The sequence below is a fragment of the Ruegeria sp. BG7 genome, from assembly GCF_056535685.1.
The window spans coordinates 1,071,259-1,088,635 of the sequence record NZ_JBQFIU010000001.1 but is presented as its reverse complement, the minus strand read 5'-3'; the positions used below and the strand labels follow the sequence as shown (position 1 = coordinate 1,088,635).

Here is a 17,377-nt window from a genome sequence, read left to right as displayed (position 1 = left end):
ACGGCAACTATTCCTGCCTCATGGATCGGGACAAGAATGCAGACAGACAGTTTAAGCGACAGGATTTTGAATGGTGAGCGTCGGGCGCTGGCGCGTGCGATTACTCTGGTCGAAAGTAACCGTGCTGATCACCGGGCACAGGCCAGCGATCTTTTGGCCCAACTGGCAGGATCCGGACGTCAGGCGTTGCGGATTGGTCTGTCGGGGACGCCCGGTGTGGGTAAGTCCACTTTCATCGAAAGCTTTGGCATGATGCTGACAGGGCAGGGGCTGCGCGTGGCGGTATTGGCGGTTGATCCCAGCTCGGCCCGTTCGGGTGGCTCGATTCTGGGTGACAAGACCCGGATGGAGCGCTTGAGCCGTGAAAAAAACGCCTTTATCCGTCCTTCTCCCAGTCAAAGCCACCTCGGTGGCGTTGCACGCCGCACCCGTGAGGCCATCGCCCTGTGCGAGGCTGCGGGCTATGATGTGGTGCTGACCGAAACCGTGGGGGTCGGTCAGTCGGAAACGGTTGTGTCCGAGCTGTCGGATCTGTTCCTGCTGTTGTTGGCCCCTGCGGGCGGAGACGAATTGCAGGGTGTGAAGCGCGGCATCATGGAAATGGCCGACATCATCCTGATCAATAAAGCCGATGGTGACTTGAAGGCGACCGCAACGCGTACCTGCGCTGACTATGCAGGTGCATTGCGGCTGCTGCGCAAGCGTCCACAAGACCCGGAAGGCTTTCCCAAGGCCATGACTGTTTCAGCGGTTGAAGAGCAGGGCCTGGAGCAGGCATGGGACGAAATCCAATCCTTGACCCGATGGCGTCGTGACAATGGCATATGGGACGCAAACCGTTCCGCACAGGCGCGCTACTGGTTCGATCAAGAGGTTCGTCATGCTCTGCTTGCGCGCCTTGACACGCCGCAAGCCAGGGCCGAGATGGAGCGTTTGAACGCCGAAGTCTCAGCGGGCCATTTGAACCCGGCCAAAGCGGCGGAAGAACTGCTCAGCACGCTGACCTGATGGTTGGGCGCGGGCGAGGATCGTGATGGCCGAGCAAAATGAAAGATTTCGCGCGGCCTGTCTTGACCCTCCCGGCGATTCCCACTACACGCATCCAACCAGTTTTCGGGCGCGACTTCGGGTTGCGCCCCTTGTGATTTGGCCAAGGGTCTGAAGCCCGGCCTCCAGAAACAAAGGAAGAAACCATGTCGCGCCGTTGCGAACTGACCGGAAAAGGCCCGATGACTGGCAACAATGTCAGCCACGCCAACAACAAAACCAAACGTCGTTTCCTGCCGAACCTGAACGACGTCACCCTGCAGTCCGAGACTCTGGGCCGTGGCGTCAAGCTGCGCATCTCGGCAGCTGCACTGCGCTCGGTCGACCACCGCGGTGGTCTGGACGCGTTCCTGGCCAAAGCCAAGGACGAAGAGCTGTCGGCAAACGCACTGAAAGTGAAAAAGGAAATTGCCAAGGCGCAAGCATCGGCCTAAGCCTTTTTCCTTATGAAATTCAAAGTCCTGCACCTTTAAGTGCGGGGCTTTTTTTGTCGCGGCCTCCGATGAGTGGCTGGCATTGTTCCCAATTTCGAAATTATTTTTCTCGATTGGTGAATTTCTTCACATACAGAGGTTCGAATCTAACCTAACGTCAGGGCATTCATCAGGCGGGGGCCCTATAATGTCGTTAAAAAGTTTCTACATTTTTTTGTTTCTGGCCGCTGTGTTTCGTAAGGCAATTGCAGCCTGTTCACAGATGCAGCGCAGGGTGAACCGGACCCATACCAGCTTCACCGCAAGCCAGGTGAAACGGACCGGACTGGACTACTAAGACCTGCTTCAAGCGCGACCCTTTTGCGCTTGAAGCGCCTTCGGGCGCTGACCTATACCAAGGTCAGGATGAGACCTAAGACTACCAGATTCCTACCTTTCGTCGTTTCCCTGCTGCTGATGCTGACCGGGCAGGGCGTTGCCATGTCACGTGGTATGGACACTGCTGTGGGTCAGATGGTGCTGTGCACCGGTACTGGCCCGGTTGTTGTCTATATGGACGAAAGTGGTCGGCCCACGGCGCCACCGCATTATTGCCCGGATTACGCGTTGTCCCTTATGGGTGCGATTGCTGCGGCCTATCCCCCGATGCCCGCACCGCCGGAACTGTCGCAGCCCGCGCCGTTACGGGATGTCGGTAATCAGATTGCATTGCCAGTTCCCCACACCCCGGCCCGTGCACCGCCAGTTGTTGTTTGAAACTCCATCTTTTTTCGAGAAATCAAACAACAAGGAGACACGCGATGTCTTTCAAATCAAATCTGCTCGCAACCCTGGCCGCGATGACCCTGGCCGTTCCTGCATTGGCTGATGGTACCATTTCTGTGGATGACGCTTATGCCAGATCCTCGGGTAAAACCGCCAAGGCTGGTGCCGCGTTCATGATGATCCAGAACCAGGGTGACACGGACGACCGCCTGATTGGCGCAACGTCAGATGCTGCGGCGCGCGTTGAGCTGCACACGCACAAGGTTGATGACAATGGTGTGGCCAAGATGGTGCATGTCGAAGAAGGCTTTGTGATTCCTGCAGGCGAAACCCACATGCTGAAACGCGGTGGTGACCACGTTATGTTCATGGGTCTGACTGCACCGTTTGAGCAAGATGCTACGGTCCCGGTGACACTGATTTTCGAGAATGCTGGTGAGGTTGAGATCGAGATCCCCGTCGACCTTGAACGTCAGGACAAAGGCGGACACGGGTCACACGATCACGGATCGCATTCAGATTAAAGCGCGAGTCTTCGGACAGTCCGACGACCTTTGAATAACGTCAGGCCGGGCACTGCCCGGCCTGAAACGCTTTTGGTCAATGGCCGCTCTACTTATTGACGGTCTTCAATCCGACCCTGTCACCCGCTTTGCGGAATCGGGAAGCCAGCCAGAACATGACGGCAGAAATTGCAAGCGCTGAGAAGGCGATACCCCAGCCCAACGCCACCAGCGCTACTGCTGGCCAGATCATAAGAACCAACCCGATAACCAAAGCCACAAAGCCCGAGACCCTCATGGAGCCACGCTGTGGGTCCCGCTCATGCATCTGTTGAGCCGCTGCCAGTGAACCGATTCCGATAATCAATGCCCATGCGCCCAAAAGGAAAAAGGCAAGCTTGACCGTGCCTTCGGGCCAGATCAACAGGATCAAACCGATCAGAAGTGCGCCGATTGCAGCGCCTCCCAACACCCCGCTACGTCCGATCCCCAAAAGTGTCAGGCCGCCATCTAAAATCAACAGTACACCGACCAGTTGCAACAGCACGGCGATGCTGCCAGACGGCCAGAACAGCGCAGCGATGCCCACAATTCCCGCAAGAACGCCGCGCAGCAAGAAGGTCCACCAGAGATTGGACAATTGCGCGCCCAGCAGGTCGCGTTGGGCCATGCTGCCATCCTCAAGAATTTCGCCGGTTTTGGGTTCTTGGTCGGTCATGGCTGATCCTCCAATCGTTTTGGTTGCAATCTAAGCAAATAAATCAAGCGTTGTCTGCACCTTATGAGGGTCGCGCCAGCAATTGCTCAACCCAATGCGGCACCGTTTCTGACGCCTTGCCAAGGATATATGTGTCAAATCCCGTGGCCCCAAGCGTCGGCTCCAGATTAATCTCGACGGTTTGTGCGCCCGCTGCCTGTGCTTCGTGTACAAACGCCGCGGCCGGATAGACTTGACCTGATGTTCCGATGGCGGCGAAAAGCGATGCGCTGGCCAAATGGTCGTAAATCTCATCCATGTGGTACGGCATCTCTCCGAACCAGACCACATCGGGACGGGCCGTTGGCCGGTTGCAGGATGGGCAGGGTTCGCCCACGGCCATCTCAGGTGGAGCGATCCAGCGATGCCCACAGGCCGAACACAACGCACCTGCCAATGTCCCGTGCATGTGAATGACATTTCGCGCGCCACCAGTTTCGTGCAGGCTGTCGACGTTCTGAGTGACGATCACCACTTCTCCGGGCCAGTCCCGTTGCAGACGTGCCAGTGCTTTGTGAGCGGCATTCGGTTCTACGCCCGCCGCCTGAGTGCGACGCGCATTGTAAAATCCCTGCACCAAGGCCGGGTTGCGGGCGAATCCTTCGGGTGTGGCCACATCCTCAATCCTGTGCTGCGCCCATAGCCCGCCCTCATCGCGAAAGGTGCTGAGCCCGCTTTCGGCGGAAATTCCGGCTCCGGTCAGAATGACGATCTTTTCCATATCCCCTCCACGCGGTACAGCTTGGCCATGACACACCGTATCCTCTTTGTCTGTCTCGGCAACATTTGCCGATCCCCCGCGGCCGAGGGCGTCTTTCGCACTCGCGCGCCGCATCATTCAACCGACAGTGCCGGAACAATGGGTTGGCACGCGGGTAAACCGCCCTATGGCCCGATGCAGGCCGCCGCCGAAGCCAGGGGCTATGACCTCAGCGACCTGCGTGCCCGTCAGTTCACGGCGGCCGATTTCGAACGTTTCGATCTGATCATAGGCATGGATGCAAACAACATGGCGGATATCGAAGATCTGCGCCCTGCAGGCAATAACACGCCTGTGCGCTTGTTGACGGACTTTGCCCATGAATCCCAGTCGGACCATGTGCCTGACCCCTACTACACGCGGGATTTCGATGGTGCGCTGGATCTGATCGAAGCAGCAGTGGCCGGACTGGCCGCCCATCTTGAGCGCTAGCCGCCGATCACCTTCAACTGACCGTTCAGCCAGGGCAGTTTGTTCAGGGCCGGTTCGATGATTTGGTTCTGCATTAGCCGACGTGTCATTCCCGCGACCTCCTGCGGCACCTGATCCGACCAATCGGTGCGGGCCAAAAGCGATATCGTGCGAGAGAAATCTCCGAAAGGGGCAGGGTGGGCCTCTAAGCCATCATGGAACCGTGTTGCACGCATGAAACCCAACGGCGTCGTGATCGCCCAGCCCAGGCCACGCGCGACCATGGCCATCAGCGCCATATGCGACCCGATCTCAAACCGTTCCTCGAACTCCTGCGCCTCACGCGCCATATGCACTTCGATCTGGCGACTGATCAGTTGCTCGCGGGCATAGCGTAGAAACGGTAAACCGTCTTGCACCGCCGCCACGCCGCCAGACCCCTTCGGGGCCACCAGAATGAATGGATCGCGCACCAGAGGATATTCGACCACACCCTCTAACACTTCGCCGCTATGGGCGGTGACAGCCATATGAAGCCGTTGTTCGGCCAGTGCCTCGAACAGATCCAGGCTGGACAGGGTGATCAATTTGAAATTCGACCGCGTCAGGCTGTCCGCCAGCAGCGTGGCCAACCGTGGGGTCAGATCGTTGTCGAAATCGTCGATCAACCCGATGGAAAGCGTGGTCAGGTGCCCCAGCTCCATGACCGACAGCTCGCTTTGTGCCATCTGCAACTCGGCCAATACGGCCTCGGCCCGTTCCAGAAAACTGCGCCCGGCTTGCGTCAGTCGCATCGGGCGCCGCCCGTGATCGACCAGATCGGTGCCCAGCGCCTTTTCCAGATTGCGCAATTGCTGAGAAACGGATGGCTGGCTAAGCCCGGTGATCTCGGCGGCCTGCGCTACCGATCCCGTCCGCGCCAAAGCCTCGAACACCTCAAGGCCCCGCAGGGTCAGCCCTTTCATTACCATCGCACACACCTTTCGCTGCGCCTTTTCTGAGGCGCAGCTTGCATCAGGTCAAGGATTTGCGGTGTGTTAGCTGCAGATCGCCTGCGCCATCTGGCCAAAGTTCTGATACCGATCCCACAGCGCATCATCACGCGCGGTCTTCGACATCTTCAACTGCTGCGCCTGATGGGGGTCTTCGAACCATTTCGAGACGGTCTTCTGGTCACTGCGCGTCAGCGCCTGATCGGCCACGCGCTGAATGCAGCTGCACCGGTCCCGTGTAGCGGCGGCCCGATCCGACGCCAGACAGGCGCGCTTGATCTGCGCGGCCTCAACCTGCGGAGCGATGGCCGTCATCGTTGCGGCACAGAATGCGATAAAGAGGAACTGTTTCATGCTCATGCCTCGTTTTTGCCTGCCCTGAGGGATCTTGTGCCCCTCTCGGTCTGAGCGGGAGTATGAAGCAAAGTGGTTAACGGATCAATCATACGTTGCGAAAAAGTGATTGCACACTGCTGGCATGTCGCGTTTTCTGGCACAACATTAGGGTAGAAAGTTAAGTTAGACCGAGATGCTTAAGAAATACGGGCGCACTTTTCACCTGCCTCAATCTCCCGGCGCTACCGGCGATGACAAAATTATGTCCTGTGTCGATGAACTGGCATCGGCTGACGAAGTGGTTTTCACCGAAAAGATGGACGGCGAGAACACGACCATTCATAGCCAAGGCTGTCACCCTCGTAGTATCAACGCCAGATACCACCCGTCGCGTGATTGGATGAAGGCGTTTGCCGCCGGTATCGCACCTCAACTTGCCGAGGATGAACGCATTGTTGGCGAGTACTTGTTTGCGCGTCACTCCATCGCGTATTCAGCGTTAATGACTTACTTTCTGGGTTTTGCTTGAGTCAAAGGGGATGTGATCCAATCTTGGAATGCGACGCTTTCGCGCTTTACCGAGCTTGGGATCACATCTGTTCCTGTACTGTATCGCGGGCGGTTCAACACGCAGGTCCTGACAGATGTGATTGCTGGCCTGAATCTCGACACACAAGAGGGGTTTGGCGTCTGAACAACAGTGGCATTCAAGGAAGAAGACATGCCTACTCATCTCGCGAAATATGTGCGTGAGGGTCATGTGCAAAGTGAGATACACTGGATGAACGCGCAACTGGTCAAAAACGGACTGGTCTGACCGGACTGAGGCATCGCAAATAGGGGATTTAGCAGCGCGTCTTGCCACCTTGACCGCAGCCCATTTCCGACGCATATCCCCAACCCATGACAGACCTCGCTCATATCCGCAATTTCTCCATCGTCGCGCATATCGACCATGGCAAATCCACCCTTGCTGACCGGCTCATCCAAGAGACCGGAACCGTCAAGGATCGCGACATGAAAGAACAGCTGCTCGACAGCATGGATATCGAGCGGGAACGCGGCATCACAATCAAGGCCAACACGGTTCGCATCGACTATACGGCGGATGACGGCGAGCACTATGTGCTGAACCTGATCGACACCCCCGGCCACGTGGACTTTGCCTATGAGGTCAGCCGGTCGATGCGCGCGGTCGAAGGCTCGCTGCTGGTTGTGGACTCGACCCAAGGGGTCGAAGCGCAGACGCTGGCCAACGTGTATCAGGCCATTGATGCCGACCACGAAATCGTGCCGGTGCTGAACAAAATCGACCTACCCGCGTCCGACTGCGACCGCGTGGCCGAACAGATCGAGGATGTGATCGGCATCGACGCGACTGATGCCATTCAGGTCAGCGCCAAAACGGGGCAGGGCATCCACGAAACGCTGGAAGCCATTGTGCAGCAACTGCCCGCTCCGCAGGGCAATCTGGACGCGCCGCTCAAGGCAATGCTGGTGGATTCTTGGTACGACGCGTATCTGGGCGTCATCGTTCTGGTCCGCATCATGGACGGCACGCTGAAAAAGGGGATGCGGGTCAAGTTCATGTCGAACAACACCCTGCACCACGTCGACCGCGTCGGCGTTTTCCGGCCCGAGATGGAGATGGTCGACAGCCTCGGCCCCGGTGAAATCGGCTTCCTGACCGCTTCGATCAAACAGGTCCGCGACACCCGCGTCGGTGACACCATCACCAATGACCGCAACGGGACCGAAGACGCACTGGACGGCTTCAAACCCGCGCAGCCGGTGGTGTTCTGTGGCCTCTTCCCCGTGGACTCGGCCGAATTTGAAGACCTGCGGGATGCGATCGACAAGCTGGCCCTAAACGACGCCAGCTTCAGCTTTGAAATGGAAACCTCAGCCGCGCTGGGCTTTGGCTTCCGCTGCGGCTTCCTTGGCCTGTTGCACCTTGAGGTCATCCGCGACCGCATCGAACGCGAATACGATATCGAGCTTATCACCACCGCGCCCTCGGTGATCTATCACGTCTACATGAAGGACGGCGAGATGATCGAGCTGCACAACCCCGCGGACATGCCCGACCCGTCCAAGGTCGACCATATCGAGGAGCCGCGCATCAAGGCGACTATCCTTGTGCCAGACGAATACCTCGGCGATGTGCTGAAACTCTGCCAGGACCGCCGCGGCATCCAGCTGGACCTGACCTATGCGGGCAGCCGTGCCATGGTCGTTTATGACCTGCCGCTGAACGAGGTTGTCTTTGACTTCTATGACCGCCTGAAATCGGTGACCAAGGGCTATGCCTCATTCGACTACCAGATGACTGGCTATACCGAGGACAATCTGGTCAAGATGTCGGTGCTGGTGAATGACGAGCCGGTGGACGCGCTGTCGACCATGGTTCACCGCGACCGGGCCGAGATGCGGGGCCGGGCGATGTGCGAAAAGCTCAAGGACCTGATCCCGCGCCACATGTTCAAAATCCCGATCCAGGCCGCCATCGGAGGCAAGGTCATCGCCCGCGAGACCCTGAGCGCCCTGCGCAAGGACGTGACTGCGAAATGTTACGGCGGCGATGCCACGCGGAAACGCAAACTGTTGGACAAGCAGAAGGCGGGTAAAAAGAAGATGCGCCAGTTCGGGAAGGTTGATATCCCGCAGGAGGCGTTTATTTCCGCACTTAAAATGGATTCTTAGTCCATTTTAAGTGCGAGTGCGCGGAAGCGTTTGGCAAAGCCAAACGCGTGCGGCACCCGGTGCAGTAATAGTGCTGTTAGACAGCTGCAGGCTGAGCATTATTACGACGGGTGGGTTAAAGCGGGTGGCGCAGTCAACTGCGTTCCCACGGGAGATTATAGACAGTTCGCAATTATTTTAGCGCGTTGACTGATGATCAAGGTTGTGCGACCTAGCCGTTGGCGCGCGGATTCTACAACTTATAAGATTATAGGAAAAATTGAATGAGAAAATCCTACGTACTGCTGAACGTAGTTGCTCAACCCCATCCTGAAAATGCCTATAGAGATTTGTTTGAAGCGGCATCTAAGTCGAATCCGATTAAACACCGGGGTGAACGCTATGCACGGATTTCACCAATAACAGCCTCAGAAGACGGTATTTTCCGGGGCCGTATTGCTACTTGGTCAGAAATTGACCCAACGGCGCCAGCGGTTAGCAAGTCCTCTTTGGAGGAAAAATCTTTGGAAGAAGCCGGAATTCAGTTTCCAGACGACATTGGGTTTAACTCTAGAATTTTCTATTTTTCATTTCGCGAAGACAAGCATGCGTTGTATGTGGAGTTGAACAATGACGAAGGCAGTACGATCTCGCCAAACGTAGCTCGCAAGGCGTTCGAGGACATATTGCGAAATGCGAAAGGATCAATTTGTGATGACGTTTTCGTTCATGTTGCATCAAAATCTGACGCTCTGGAGTATGTCCTTGATGTCGACTCTATCACCAAGATTGACATAGATCTTTTCGTGCCAAATCCTGATGACTTGAGTGACGAACATCGCGAAGTTCTCGAAGAAATAGAAGCAATGAAAATCAAGAGGCTTCAAACAACTGCGACAAAGGCCTCCGGTCAGGACACACTAGTGTTAACACCTCGCATGCGAATCTACACAAGCCTTGCAAAAGACAATGGACAAGTGGAAGTATCCGGGTTTGACACCGATGAAAAGCGTGTCACCAGATCGACGAAGGAGGTACCCGCCGAAATCGAGATTGAACTCGAGCAAGACGAAAGCAGTTACGGTGCCATAAGGCGTGTGGCTTTTGAAGGCAGAGAGCTCTATCGATTTAATGGCGATAATCCAGATGAGTTTAACGTCCTTGAGTAGGATAATTCCTAAGCCATTCAAAATCTATTGGCGAGGTTATGGAGGTTTCCAAGCTCTCCGGAAGTCTCCTTATTTGTATCTTTCGTTCGCCTTGACCTGGCTGTTGCATGGGCTCTGGTTGCCAGTGAATTGCGACGGCCAGCGGGAATGGGCGAGCCTTGCCCTTTCAATCCTGCCCTCAATGGTTTCTTTCTCTCTGGGAGCAATGGCGATCGTTTTTGCGATGACGTCCGGCGCGTACGTCAAACTACTGCACAAAGACGGTGCCGAAGACTCAATGTTCATGCAGTTGGTGGCAGTTTTCTTTCATTTTGTTCTGCTGCAAATACTAGCAATAATATTTGCTCTGGCAGTTGAGGCCTATGACACTCTGCTTCTTTCTGGTGTTGGCTTCTGGCTGTTTACCTATTCATTGCTCGCAGGTCTTGCTGCGGCCGGTAATCTTATTCTGGTTGCGGACATAAAAAACTCAGCGGCACCTTTAGACGATTAGCCTCGTAGGGCGGGCCGAAGCCCTCCACGAGGGTTGGACTGACCCACCCTACTTAGGATGGGTCTATAATCCATAACCCCACTGTGACCAACCTCACAGCCTCAAAGCCGCCCACCTGCTACACTTGACCCAACGGCAACCTCGGCAGGAGGCCCAGATGTCTACATCCATGATCCCCCTCATCGCCCTTGGGTCGGCGGGTCTCTATTCCGTGGCCATGATCTCGATGAAGTTCTGGTGGAAGATCCCCGGTGTTGGCCTGACCCTACTGATCGTCGCCACATTGCTGGCCGCCGCAACGCTGGAACTCGCCGCGCTGCGTGAAGAGCGGTTGGGCATCATCTACACCGGTATTCTGGGGGCCGAGGTCGTGCTGATCGCCATCGCCTCATTCTTTCTGTTTGGCGAGAACTTCTCATGCCGGGAAGTTGCGGGGATCGTTCTGGTTCTGATCGGCACAGCGCTGGCCTGGGCCTGACGCTTTCTCTTTTCGCTCAGGCCAAATGCCTTATCCGCGCGGCACCAGATGCAGCCATTGCATCGGAAACCCGCGCCCTTCCGAGATGATCGGCCATTTGAAATCATCCCCCAGCTTAAGGATTTTATCCATCTCTGACGTGTCGCGGACGCTGCCGTCCACATAGGTGATCTGGAAATACTGACCGCAAAAATCTTCGATGGCCCTCAATTTGGCAGCGCCGTTCTCGACCATCTGAGGATGCAGTTCGATCAGGAATTCCGACTGGCGATACTGCGTCAGAAATTCTTCGGTCAGCAGGCTGAATTCCACGCCCTCGATGTCGATCAGAAAGAAAATGTCACCGGGGTCGGGGGCAACACTTGCGATATTCTCGGCGGTGTTATCCAACGCGTCGCCAAATACGGTCACGCGGTCACCGACACCGTTGTGCTCGGCCGTCTCGCGGATGACCTCGCGGCCCTTTGCCGATACTTCAAAACACACGCTTTTCTCGAAGTTACCGGTCGAGACAAGGCCAACGCCCCAAAAGCCATCGGCCGCGCCGATATCCACCAGCACGGGCTTGTCCGAGTTGCTCAGGATGCCAAGATTCTGCTGCTCATACAGGCCAAAGATCTTTGTGGCGGTATCAGAGTGCCCGCCCCAAAAGGCGTTTTCGGTAAAGCGAAAGCCTTTCATCGGCCCGCACAGCACTTCAGAGCCGCTTTGTTCCAGTACAAATTGCGAAAACTCGCTTCGGAAGCGTCGGACAGCGCTTTTGAAGGCGCGATGGTGTCTTTTGGGAAAGTGCATTTGTACCTTTTCGCGTTTCTGTCCGTCGGGCGGGTGTATCGCACCCAGTCTTTAAGTTGCGTTGACTGCTGTGGGAAGGAAAAAGGCGCACCATCAGCAGGTTCCGATCGCTTCATGCGCCCGGCAACCTGAACGGTGTGTGAAGTTTACTTTAGGTAAGTTGTAACCGCTATGCGCTCTCCCAATCTGTTGGGCACACAGAAGGAGAGAGCCCATGACCAGATACATGACTGCCGGAGCAGCTGCTTTGGCCACGACACTCACCCTTGGAACAGCCGCGATGGCTGAAACTACGCCCGACTTGCGCGGCACGTGGTTGGGGACTTACACGACCGTCCAGCCCAGCCATTACTACAAAGGCGACGAGCCTCGGTTCAACCAGGCGGAATGGATGCTGGATGTGCAGATTCAGGAGGATAATGTTTTCTGGGGTCCCAGCAAATGGCGGCGCGATGGCGACACCGAATGGAATGAATACGAGGCGACCGGAACCATCAGTCTGGACGGCTCTGGCGCCATCGGCATCGTTGAAACCTCACCGCTGGTGATTGGCGCCAATGCGCTGATCGATGCGCGGTATGAAGACGGCAAGATCTATGCGGATTTCCGTAGCCTGCGAAACGGAACGACTTACAGCACCGTTCTGGAACGTCAGGTGAACTGAAGCGGTTCCGGCCCGGTCGGACCGTAGGGGGTATAGACCGCCGCCCGCCGCCTATGCGGCAGAGTGGCCGGTCGTCGTCCGGGTCGGACTGCTTCTCAGAATTAAAGCCATTGCCTTTGCCAAGGGGAGGAGACCGGTTGGCGATGTCACTGTGTGCTACAGGAATCAAAGCGTTTCGGTTGGAATGCGGTGTTCCATGATCGGGGCCAGTTGGGACTCGCAAGTGGTGAGTCTTCGCCATCCGGTTCTTGATGAATTACCGACAAGAGTTTTTCACGCCCTATTTCAGCTGGGGGCCAGGCACTGCCGTGGGTAACGAAGTGACCTAATAAGAGCTGTTCAGGTCGCCGATTCGATGGAATTGGCGCCTGAGAGTTGAACAAACCCAGTGGTTTTCACCGAAATGGCCGAACTCCTGCCTTTGCACCTGCAGCATTTCATAAAAAAGTGGCATTTAGTCGACGGCTGCCTGAACATCCGATCAACTCAGCGCGGTGTCGAGCTTTCTCGGATTATCCACAGAAATGTCCCGCCGGATATCAACATTTTATCCCCGTCTATTTTTCATGCTGCAGTGCTATTTTCTTGCCGGGCGAGGACCGGAATGTAACAGTCTGATCACTGCCTAGGGTCCTCGGAACCGACGGTGGTAAGCAAAGGTCCAGAGGTTTGAGGGTTTGAGAGGGTCTTGGGATTTTCTTAGAGCTTCAAAGACTTACCGTTAAGGTCAGTTGTGGGCAGGCATCGCGCTTGTTTCAGTTGACTGTCCTCTTTGATGGCCGATGCATGCTGCGCGACCCTTTGGGGTCAAAGCAGTTGTCACGGCCCCTCAGTGGGCTGAGGCAAAAGGATCGGGGCACCCCTTGGGGCGCATCGACCCGGTAAGGCGTCAGGCGTATCCGAAAGGGTACTCGCAAAGACAACGTCTGCGCACCTGACGCCTTTTCCTTTGCCGGTTTACGGTTTTATACAGGCTACCACTCACCCCCAGCTGAACGGGAACGGGGCTCTTTCGCGCGTGCAAAAGAGCCCCGATGTGGTTCTGGAAAATAAAGCCAAGAGGCCGCGCCCCGGCAATGTGGGTATTGGGATCGGGCGCAGCAATCCGTCTACTTGGTTTGAAGACGAACGCACCGCGCAAGTTCGGAAAACCTTACAGGTTTTCCTGCACGTCTGTCGCAGCGTCCTGGATGGCGTCCCCGGCCTTTTCAATGTCTTTCCCAGCGCCTTTTGCAGTTTCGCAGGCTGTCAGGGCAAACAGGCTCAGGCCAATCAGAATAACACGGATCATTGTCGTCTCCTTGGTGCTCGATGGAGGTTCGGTAGCAGCTTTCCGCTAATGAAACCAGCCGTTAAGAGGCACCATCGCCGCAAAACAACTCATATATCACTTCTAACATCCGTTTTGGACGATCGTCCGCCAAACGGTAGTAGATTGCTTTACCTTCCCGTCTTGGGATGACCAAACCTTCCAATCGAAGGCGCGACAATTGCTGAGACACCGCGGCTTGCCTTGCGGACAAAAGCTCTTCCAATTCTGTCACAGATTTCTCACCCGATACCAGGTGGCACAAGATCATCAAGCGCCCTTCATGGCTGATCGCCTTTAGAAAATTCGACGCACGTGTCGCGTTGCCGACCATGCGGTCAAAGTCTTCTTGGGACATGTCTTGTGACAGTTGGGGAAGTGCCATTGTTCTTTTTCCTTGCTAACCCATCAAGTGGGTCACGTTATTACATTACAACGAACCTTTGCCGCGTTGCATCCACATACATGTTTCGGTCATTTTGCTCTATATGTATAAATCAAAATACCGTGATGCGTGAAAGGGAAACAGAAGCCACCTTTCCCCCCTACCGCAACCAAAGGGCGTCGGTTGCGTTCCATCAGCCGTTTTTGAATGTGAACATCGGGTGCTGCCTTGCGCGTATTTGATCACAGCACACATTCCTGCGTCGTTCTCACCTGCCCCCCTTGCAGCCCCCCCGAGCCGATACTAAGACTCGGGTAATACTTGTTGGGGTAGTGTCCCGATCCATAGCAAAGCAGGCAGGTTCAGAATGTTCGATCCCGTAGATACTTACATGAATACGCTCGTTCCCATGGTCGTCGAGCAGACCAGCCGGGGCGAACGCGCTTACGATATTTTCTCGCGTCTTTTGAAAGAGCGGATCATCTTCATCAACGGCCCAATTCACGATGGTATGAGCCATTTGGTCGTTGCGCAGCTGTTGCACCTTGAGGCCGAGAATCCGAATAAGGAAATTTCGATCTACATCAATTCCCCTGGTGGTGTGGTGACAAGCGGTTTATCGATTTACGATACAATGCAGTACATTAAGCCGAAATGTTCCACATTGGTGATCGGTCAGGCGGCATCGATGGGGTCGGTTCTATTGGCTGGTGGTGAGAAAGGGATGCGCTTTTCGCTGCCCAACAGCCGGATCATGGTTCACCAGCCCAGTGGTGGCTATCAGGGTCAGGCAAGCGATATCATGATCCATGCGGCCGAAACACAAAAGCTGAAGGATCGCCTGTATGACATTTACGTGCGTCATACCGGGCAGACTAAAAAGGCGGTTGAAAAGGCGCTGGACCGTGACAACTTCATGAGCCCGGAAGAAGCGAAAGACTGGGGCCACATCGATGAAATCGTCGAAAACCGTGCAAAAATGGACACGGAAGAGGCCTAAGGCCAGTGCTCCGCGCCATCGGCGCGGGGGTCATTTTGAGATTGTAGCCGCCAGAGTGCTGGCCTAAGCTGCACAAACAGGCGTAAGCGCATCCCTGCCGGGGTGCAGGGACGAGGCCCGAAAGGTATATCATGGCGACGAATTCAGGCGGCGACGGGAAGAACACGCTCTACTGCAGTTTCTGCGGGAAAAGCCAGCATGAGGTGCGAAAACTGATCGCGGGCCCGACCGTGTTCATCTGCGATGAATGCGTCGAACTATGCATGGACATCATCCGTGAAGAGACCAAGGCCAGCGGGCTGAAGTCGTCTGATGGTGTGCCCACGCCCAAAGACATCTGCGAGGTTCTGGACGACTACGTGATCGGGCAGGCAACCGCTAAGCGCGTTCTGTCCGTTGCGGTTCACAACCATTACAAACGTCTGAACCATGCTCAGAAAGCCGGCAGCGACATTGAACTGGCGAAATCCAATATCCTGCTGATTGGCCCAACAGGGTGCGGTAAGACCCTTCTGGCGCAGACACTGGCCCGTATTCTGGACGTGCCATTCACCATGGCTGATGCAACGACGCTGACTGAAGCGGGCTATGTGGGCGAAGATGTCGAAAACATCATCCTCAAGCTGCTTCAGGCCAGCGAATACAACGTCGAACGCGCGCAACGCGGCATCGTCTATATCGACGAGGTCGACAAGATCACGCGCAAGTCTGAAAACCCGTCGATCACACGGGACGTTTCGGGCGAGGGCGTGCAGCAAGCCTTGCTGAAACTGATGGAAGGCACCGTGGCCAGCGTTCCTCCGCAAGGCGGACGCAAACATCCGCAGCAGGAATTTCTGCAGGTGGATACCACCAACATTCTGTTCATCTGCGGTGGTGCCTTTGCTGGTCTGGACAAGATCATCGCGCAGCGCGGCAAAGGCTCGGCCATGGGTTTTGGTGCCGATGTGCGTGACAATGACGACCGCGGCGTAGGCGAGATTTTCAAGGATCTTGAGCCAGAAGATTTGCTGAAATTCGGCTTGATCCCCGAGTTTGTGGGACGTTTGCCGGTTCTGGCAACTTTGGAAGATCTGGACGAAGACGCATTGGTCACGATCCTGACCAAGCCCAAGAACGCTTTGGTCAAGCAGTATCAGCGCTTGTTCGAATTGGAAGATGTCGAACTCGACTTCACGGATGATGCGCTGAAATCTATAGCCAAGAAGGCGATTGAGCGCAAAACCGGTGCACGAGGCTTGCGGTCGATCCTGGAAGACATTCTGCTGGATACCATGTTCGAACTGCCGGGCATGAAGAACGTCAGTGAAGTTGTCGTGAACGAAGAGGCGGTATCGTCCGAGTCACAACCACTGTTCATCTATGCAGACGCAGCGCCGGAATCTGCATCCGCAGGTTAATAGCAATTCACGGGTGTTGGATTTGACAAGACAGTAGGGGGCTCTGCCCCCGCTGTCGTTTTACCAGTGTCCCCGAGACAGTTGCGGCCTGAGAACTGGCGATTGCCTTTTTTCGTTTGTTGCAGTGGTCTTGGGCTTGCGATCAACGAAGAGGAAGCGGCATGGCGATTCAGCGGATCTCATCCGGCGGTGAATTCGAAGCAAAAGTTGGATACTGCCGTGCGGTTGTCGCGGGCGGCTGGGTTCACGTGGCCGGAACAGTGGGGCAGGGTGAAGATATTGTGGCGCAGTGTCGCTCCGCGCTGAGCATCATTGAAACTGCTCTGCAAAAGGCAGGCGCAGGATTCGAGGATGTGGTTCGGGTGACATACATGTTGCCGGATCGCACAGAGTTTGAGCCTTGCTGGCCCATTCTGGCGGACACCTTCGGCGCAAATCCTCCGGCTGCGACCATGATTGAATGTGGATTGATCTATCCGAAATACAGGATCGAGATCGAAGTGACCGCGTTTCTGCCGGAGTGACGCTTGCGGCACCAGGGGCACTGGACCTTGGCGAGCCTTTGGTCCATACCTTTTCTCGACCGAAATGCCGGAGGCACCCGATGGGAATCCTGAACAGTCTTTTGCGAGCCGTAACCTGGTGGAATGGGTCCACTCTGAACACGCAGATTTACACTTCGCGAAAAGGCGTCAAAGTCGGCGAAGACAATGAAGGCAATGTTTTTTATCGCACAGCGGACGACAGCAAACGCTGGGTGATCTTCAACGGTGAGGCTGAAGCCAGCCGAGTTGATCCCGAATGGCACGGTTGGTTGCATCGCACCTGGGATGAGCCTCCGACGGATAAGCCTTTGCCGCATAAATCCTGGGAAAAGCCGCATCAGGAAAACCTGACCGGTACTGCTATGGCTTATGCGCCAGCAGGTTCGCTGCGTCGGGCCGAGCCGGTAGAACGCAAGGATTATGAGGCCTGGAGCCCAGAATAAGCGAGGCGA

At 55.8% G+C, this 17,377-nt stretch carries 23 protein-coding genes; 16 read left to right on the top strand and 7 right to left on the bottom strand.

All coding sequences use genetic code 11. The features are described 5' to 3' along the window. The first annotated feature begins 36 nt into the window (after positions 1 to 36). From meaB to ACR3EH_RS05380, 4 genes are all read left to right on the top strand, one after another. On the top strand, positions 37 to 1,008 hold the full coding sequence (gene meaB / locus ACR3EH_RS05395) for a methylmalonyl Co-A mutase-associated GTPase MeaB (RefSeq protein ID WP_171186774.1): 972 nt from the start codon (positions 37 to 39) through the stop codon (positions 1,006 to 1,008). Positions 1,009 to 1,193: 185 nt separating this feature from the next. Further along, on the top strand, positions 1,194 to 1,481 hold the full coding sequence (gene rpmB, locus ACR3EH_RS05390; protein ID WP_171094054.1) for a 50S ribosomal protein L28: 288 nt from the start codon (positions 1,194 to 1,196) through the stop codon (positions 1,479 to 1,481). Between the two features lie 405 nt (positions 1,482 to 1,886). Further along, the gene (locus ACR3EH_RS05385) at positions 1,887 to 2,237 is read left to right on the top strand and encodes a hypothetical protein (protein ID WP_171186772.1); all 351 of its coding nucleotides are present in this window, start codon (positions 1,887 to 1,889) and stop codon (positions 2,235 to 2,237) included. A gap of 44 nt (positions 2,238 to 2,281) precedes the next feature. After that, positions 2,282 to 2,770, top strand: coding sequence for a copper chaperone PCu(A)C (locus ACR3EH_RS05380; protein ID WP_171647525.1), 489 nt, complete (start codon positions 2,282 to 2,284; stop codon positions 2,768 to 2,770). A gap of 88 nt (positions 2,771 to 2,858) precedes the next feature. Here ACR3EH_RS05380 and ACR3EH_RS05375 read toward each other — a convergent pair whose 3' ends face one another. Continuing rightward, complete coding sequence (locus ACR3EH_RS05375) at positions 2,859 to 3,467, bottom strand: HdeD family acid-resistance protein (protein ID WP_171186768.1); 609 nt, start codon at positions 3,465 to 3,467, stop codon at positions 2,859 to 2,861. A 61-nt stretch (positions 3,468 to 3,528) separates the two neighbouring features. After that, on the bottom strand, positions 3,529 to 4,227 hold the full coding sequence (locus ACR3EH_RS05370; RefSeq protein WP_171186766.1) for an NAD-dependent deacylase: 699 nt from the start codon (positions 4,225 to 4,227) through the stop codon (positions 3,529 to 3,531). A gap of 27 nt (positions 4,228 to 4,254) precedes the next feature. Between ACR3EH_RS05370 and ACR3EH_RS05365 the strand changes: the two genes are divergently transcribed. After that, entirely contained in the window at positions 4,255 to 4,698 is a 444-nt protein-coding gene (locus ACR3EH_RS05365) for a low molecular weight protein-tyrosine-phosphatase (RefSeq protein WP_171186764.1), read from the top strand. Here the strand turns inward: ACR3EH_RS05365 and ACR3EH_RS05360 are convergent. Further along, the gene (locus ACR3EH_RS05360; protein WP_171186762.1) at positions 4,695 to 5,648 is read right to left on the bottom strand and encodes a LysR family transcriptional regulator; all 954 of its coding nucleotides are present in this window, start codon (positions 5,646 to 5,648) and stop codon (positions 4,695 to 4,697) included. The genes ACR3EH_RS05365 and ACR3EH_RS05360 overlap by 4 nt on opposite strands. 66 nt (positions 5,649 to 5,714) lie before the next feature. Then, complete coding sequence (locus tag ACR3EH_RS05355) at positions 5,715 to 6,023, bottom strand: hypothetical protein (protein ID WP_171186760.1); 309 nt, start codon at positions 6,021 to 6,023, stop codon at positions 5,715 to 5,717. Between the two features lie 244 nt (positions 6,024 to 6,267). Between ACR3EH_RS05355 and ACR3EH_RS05350 the strand changes: the two genes are divergently transcribed. The 6 genes from ACR3EH_RS05350 (at position 6,268) to ACR3EH_RS05325 (ending at position 10,827) form a co-directional block, all read left to right on the top strand. Beyond that, positions 6,268 to 6,534 (top strand): RNA ligase family protein, encoded by a 267-nt coding sequence (locus tag ACR3EH_RS05350; protein WP_371808452.1) that lies wholly within the window; start codon positions 6,268 to 6,270, stop codon positions 6,532 to 6,534. 12 nt (positions 6,535 to 6,546) lie between these two features. After that, on the top strand, positions 6,547 to 6,699 hold the full coding sequence (locus ACR3EH_RS05345) for a hypothetical protein (RefSeq protein ID WP_371808451.1): 153 nt from the start codon (positions 6,547 to 6,549) through the stop codon (positions 6,697 to 6,699). 209 nt (positions 6,700 to 6,908) lie between these two features. Next, positions 6,909 to 8,708: a translation elongation factor 4 gene (lepA, locus tag ACR3EH_RS05340; RefSeq protein ID WP_171186758.1), complete on the top strand. Its 1,800-nt coding sequence runs from the start codon at positions 6,909 to 6,911 to the stop codon at positions 8,706 to 8,708. A gap of 263 nt (positions 8,709 to 8,971) precedes the next feature. After that, a complete protein-coding gene (locus ACR3EH_RS05335) occupies positions 8,972 to 9,856 on the top strand; it encodes a DUF4747 family protein (RefSeq protein WP_171186756.1) in 885 nt (294 codons plus the stop codon). A 73-nt stretch (positions 9,857 to 9,929) separates the two neighbouring features. Further along, the gene (locus ACR3EH_RS05330; RefSeq protein ID WP_171186755.1) at positions 9,930 to 10,349 is read left to right on the top strand and encodes a hypothetical protein; all 420 of its coding nucleotides are present in this window, start codon (positions 9,930 to 9,932) and stop codon (positions 10,347 to 10,349) included. A 157-nt stretch (positions 10,350 to 10,506) separates the two neighbouring features. Then, a complete protein-coding gene (locus ACR3EH_RS05325) occupies positions 10,507 to 10,827 on the top strand; it encodes a hypothetical protein (protein ID WP_171186753.1) in 321 nt (106 codons plus the stop codon). Between the two features lie 30 nt (positions 10,828 to 10,857). Here the strand turns inward: ACR3EH_RS05325 and ACR3EH_RS05320 are convergent, their stop codons facing one another. Then, entirely contained in the window at positions 10,858 to 11,622 is a 765-nt protein-coding gene (locus ACR3EH_RS05320; protein ID WP_171186751.1) for a hypothetical protein, read from the bottom strand. Between the two features lie 214 nt (positions 11,623 to 11,836). On the opposite strand from ACR3EH_RS05320, the gene ACR3EH_RS05315 reads away from it, so the two are divergent. Then, positions 11,837 to 12,286, top strand: a complete 450-nt coding sequence (locus tag ACR3EH_RS05315; RefSeq protein ID WP_171186749.1) for a hypothetical protein — start codon at positions 11,837 to 11,839, stop codon at positions 12,284 to 12,286. 1,153 nt (positions 12,287 to 13,439) lie between these two features. Here the strand turns inward: ACR3EH_RS05315 and ACR3EH_RS05310 are convergent. Together ACR3EH_RS05310 and ACR3EH_RS05305 are read right to left on the bottom strand one after the other, a co-directional pair. Continuing rightward, complete coding sequence (locus ACR3EH_RS05310) at positions 13,440 to 13,577, bottom strand: entericidin A/B family lipoprotein (protein ID WP_171094020.1); 138 nt, start codon at positions 13,575 to 13,577, stop codon at positions 13,440 to 13,442. A gap of 61 nt (positions 13,578 to 13,638) precedes the next feature. Then, entirely contained in the window at positions 13,639 to 13,980 is a 342-nt protein-coding gene (locus ACR3EH_RS05305) for an ArsR/SmtB family transcription factor (RefSeq protein WP_171186747.1), read from the bottom strand. A 367-nt stretch (positions 13,981 to 14,347) separates the two neighbouring features. Between ACR3EH_RS05305 and ACR3EH_RS05300 the strand changes: the two genes are divergently transcribed. The 4 genes from ACR3EH_RS05300 (at position 14,348) to ACR3EH_RS05285 (ending at position 17,368) form a co-directional block, all read left to right on the top strand. Then, the gene (locus ACR3EH_RS05300) at positions 14,348 to 14,980 is read left to right on the top strand and encodes an ATP-dependent Clp protease proteolytic subunit (protein WP_170530866.1); all 633 of its coding nucleotides are present in this window, start codon (positions 14,348 to 14,350) and stop codon (positions 14,978 to 14,980) included. 131 nt (positions 14,981 to 15,111) lie between these two features. Continuing rightward, positions 15,112 to 16,380, top strand: coding sequence for an ATP-dependent Clp protease ATP-binding subunit ClpX (gene clpX, locus ACR3EH_RS05295; protein ID WP_171094016.1), 1,269 nt, complete (start codon positions 15,112 to 15,114; stop codon positions 16,378 to 16,380). A gap of 161 nt (positions 16,381 to 16,541) precedes the next feature. Next, positions 16,542 to 16,904 (top strand): RidA family protein, encoded by a 363-nt coding sequence (locus ACR3EH_RS05290; RefSeq protein WP_171186745.1) that lies wholly within the window; start codon positions 16,542 to 16,544, stop codon positions 16,902 to 16,904. 80 nt (positions 16,905 to 16,984) lie between these two features. Beyond that, positions 16,985 to 17,368 carry an NADH:ubiquinone oxidoreductase subunit NDUFA12 gene (locus ACR3EH_RS05285; protein WP_171094011.1) on the top strand — a complete coding sequence of 128 codons (384 nt, stop codon included), beginning with the start codon at positions 16,985 to 16,987 and terminating at the stop codon, positions 17,366 to 17,368. Positions 17,369 to 17,377: the final 9 nt, after the last annotated feature.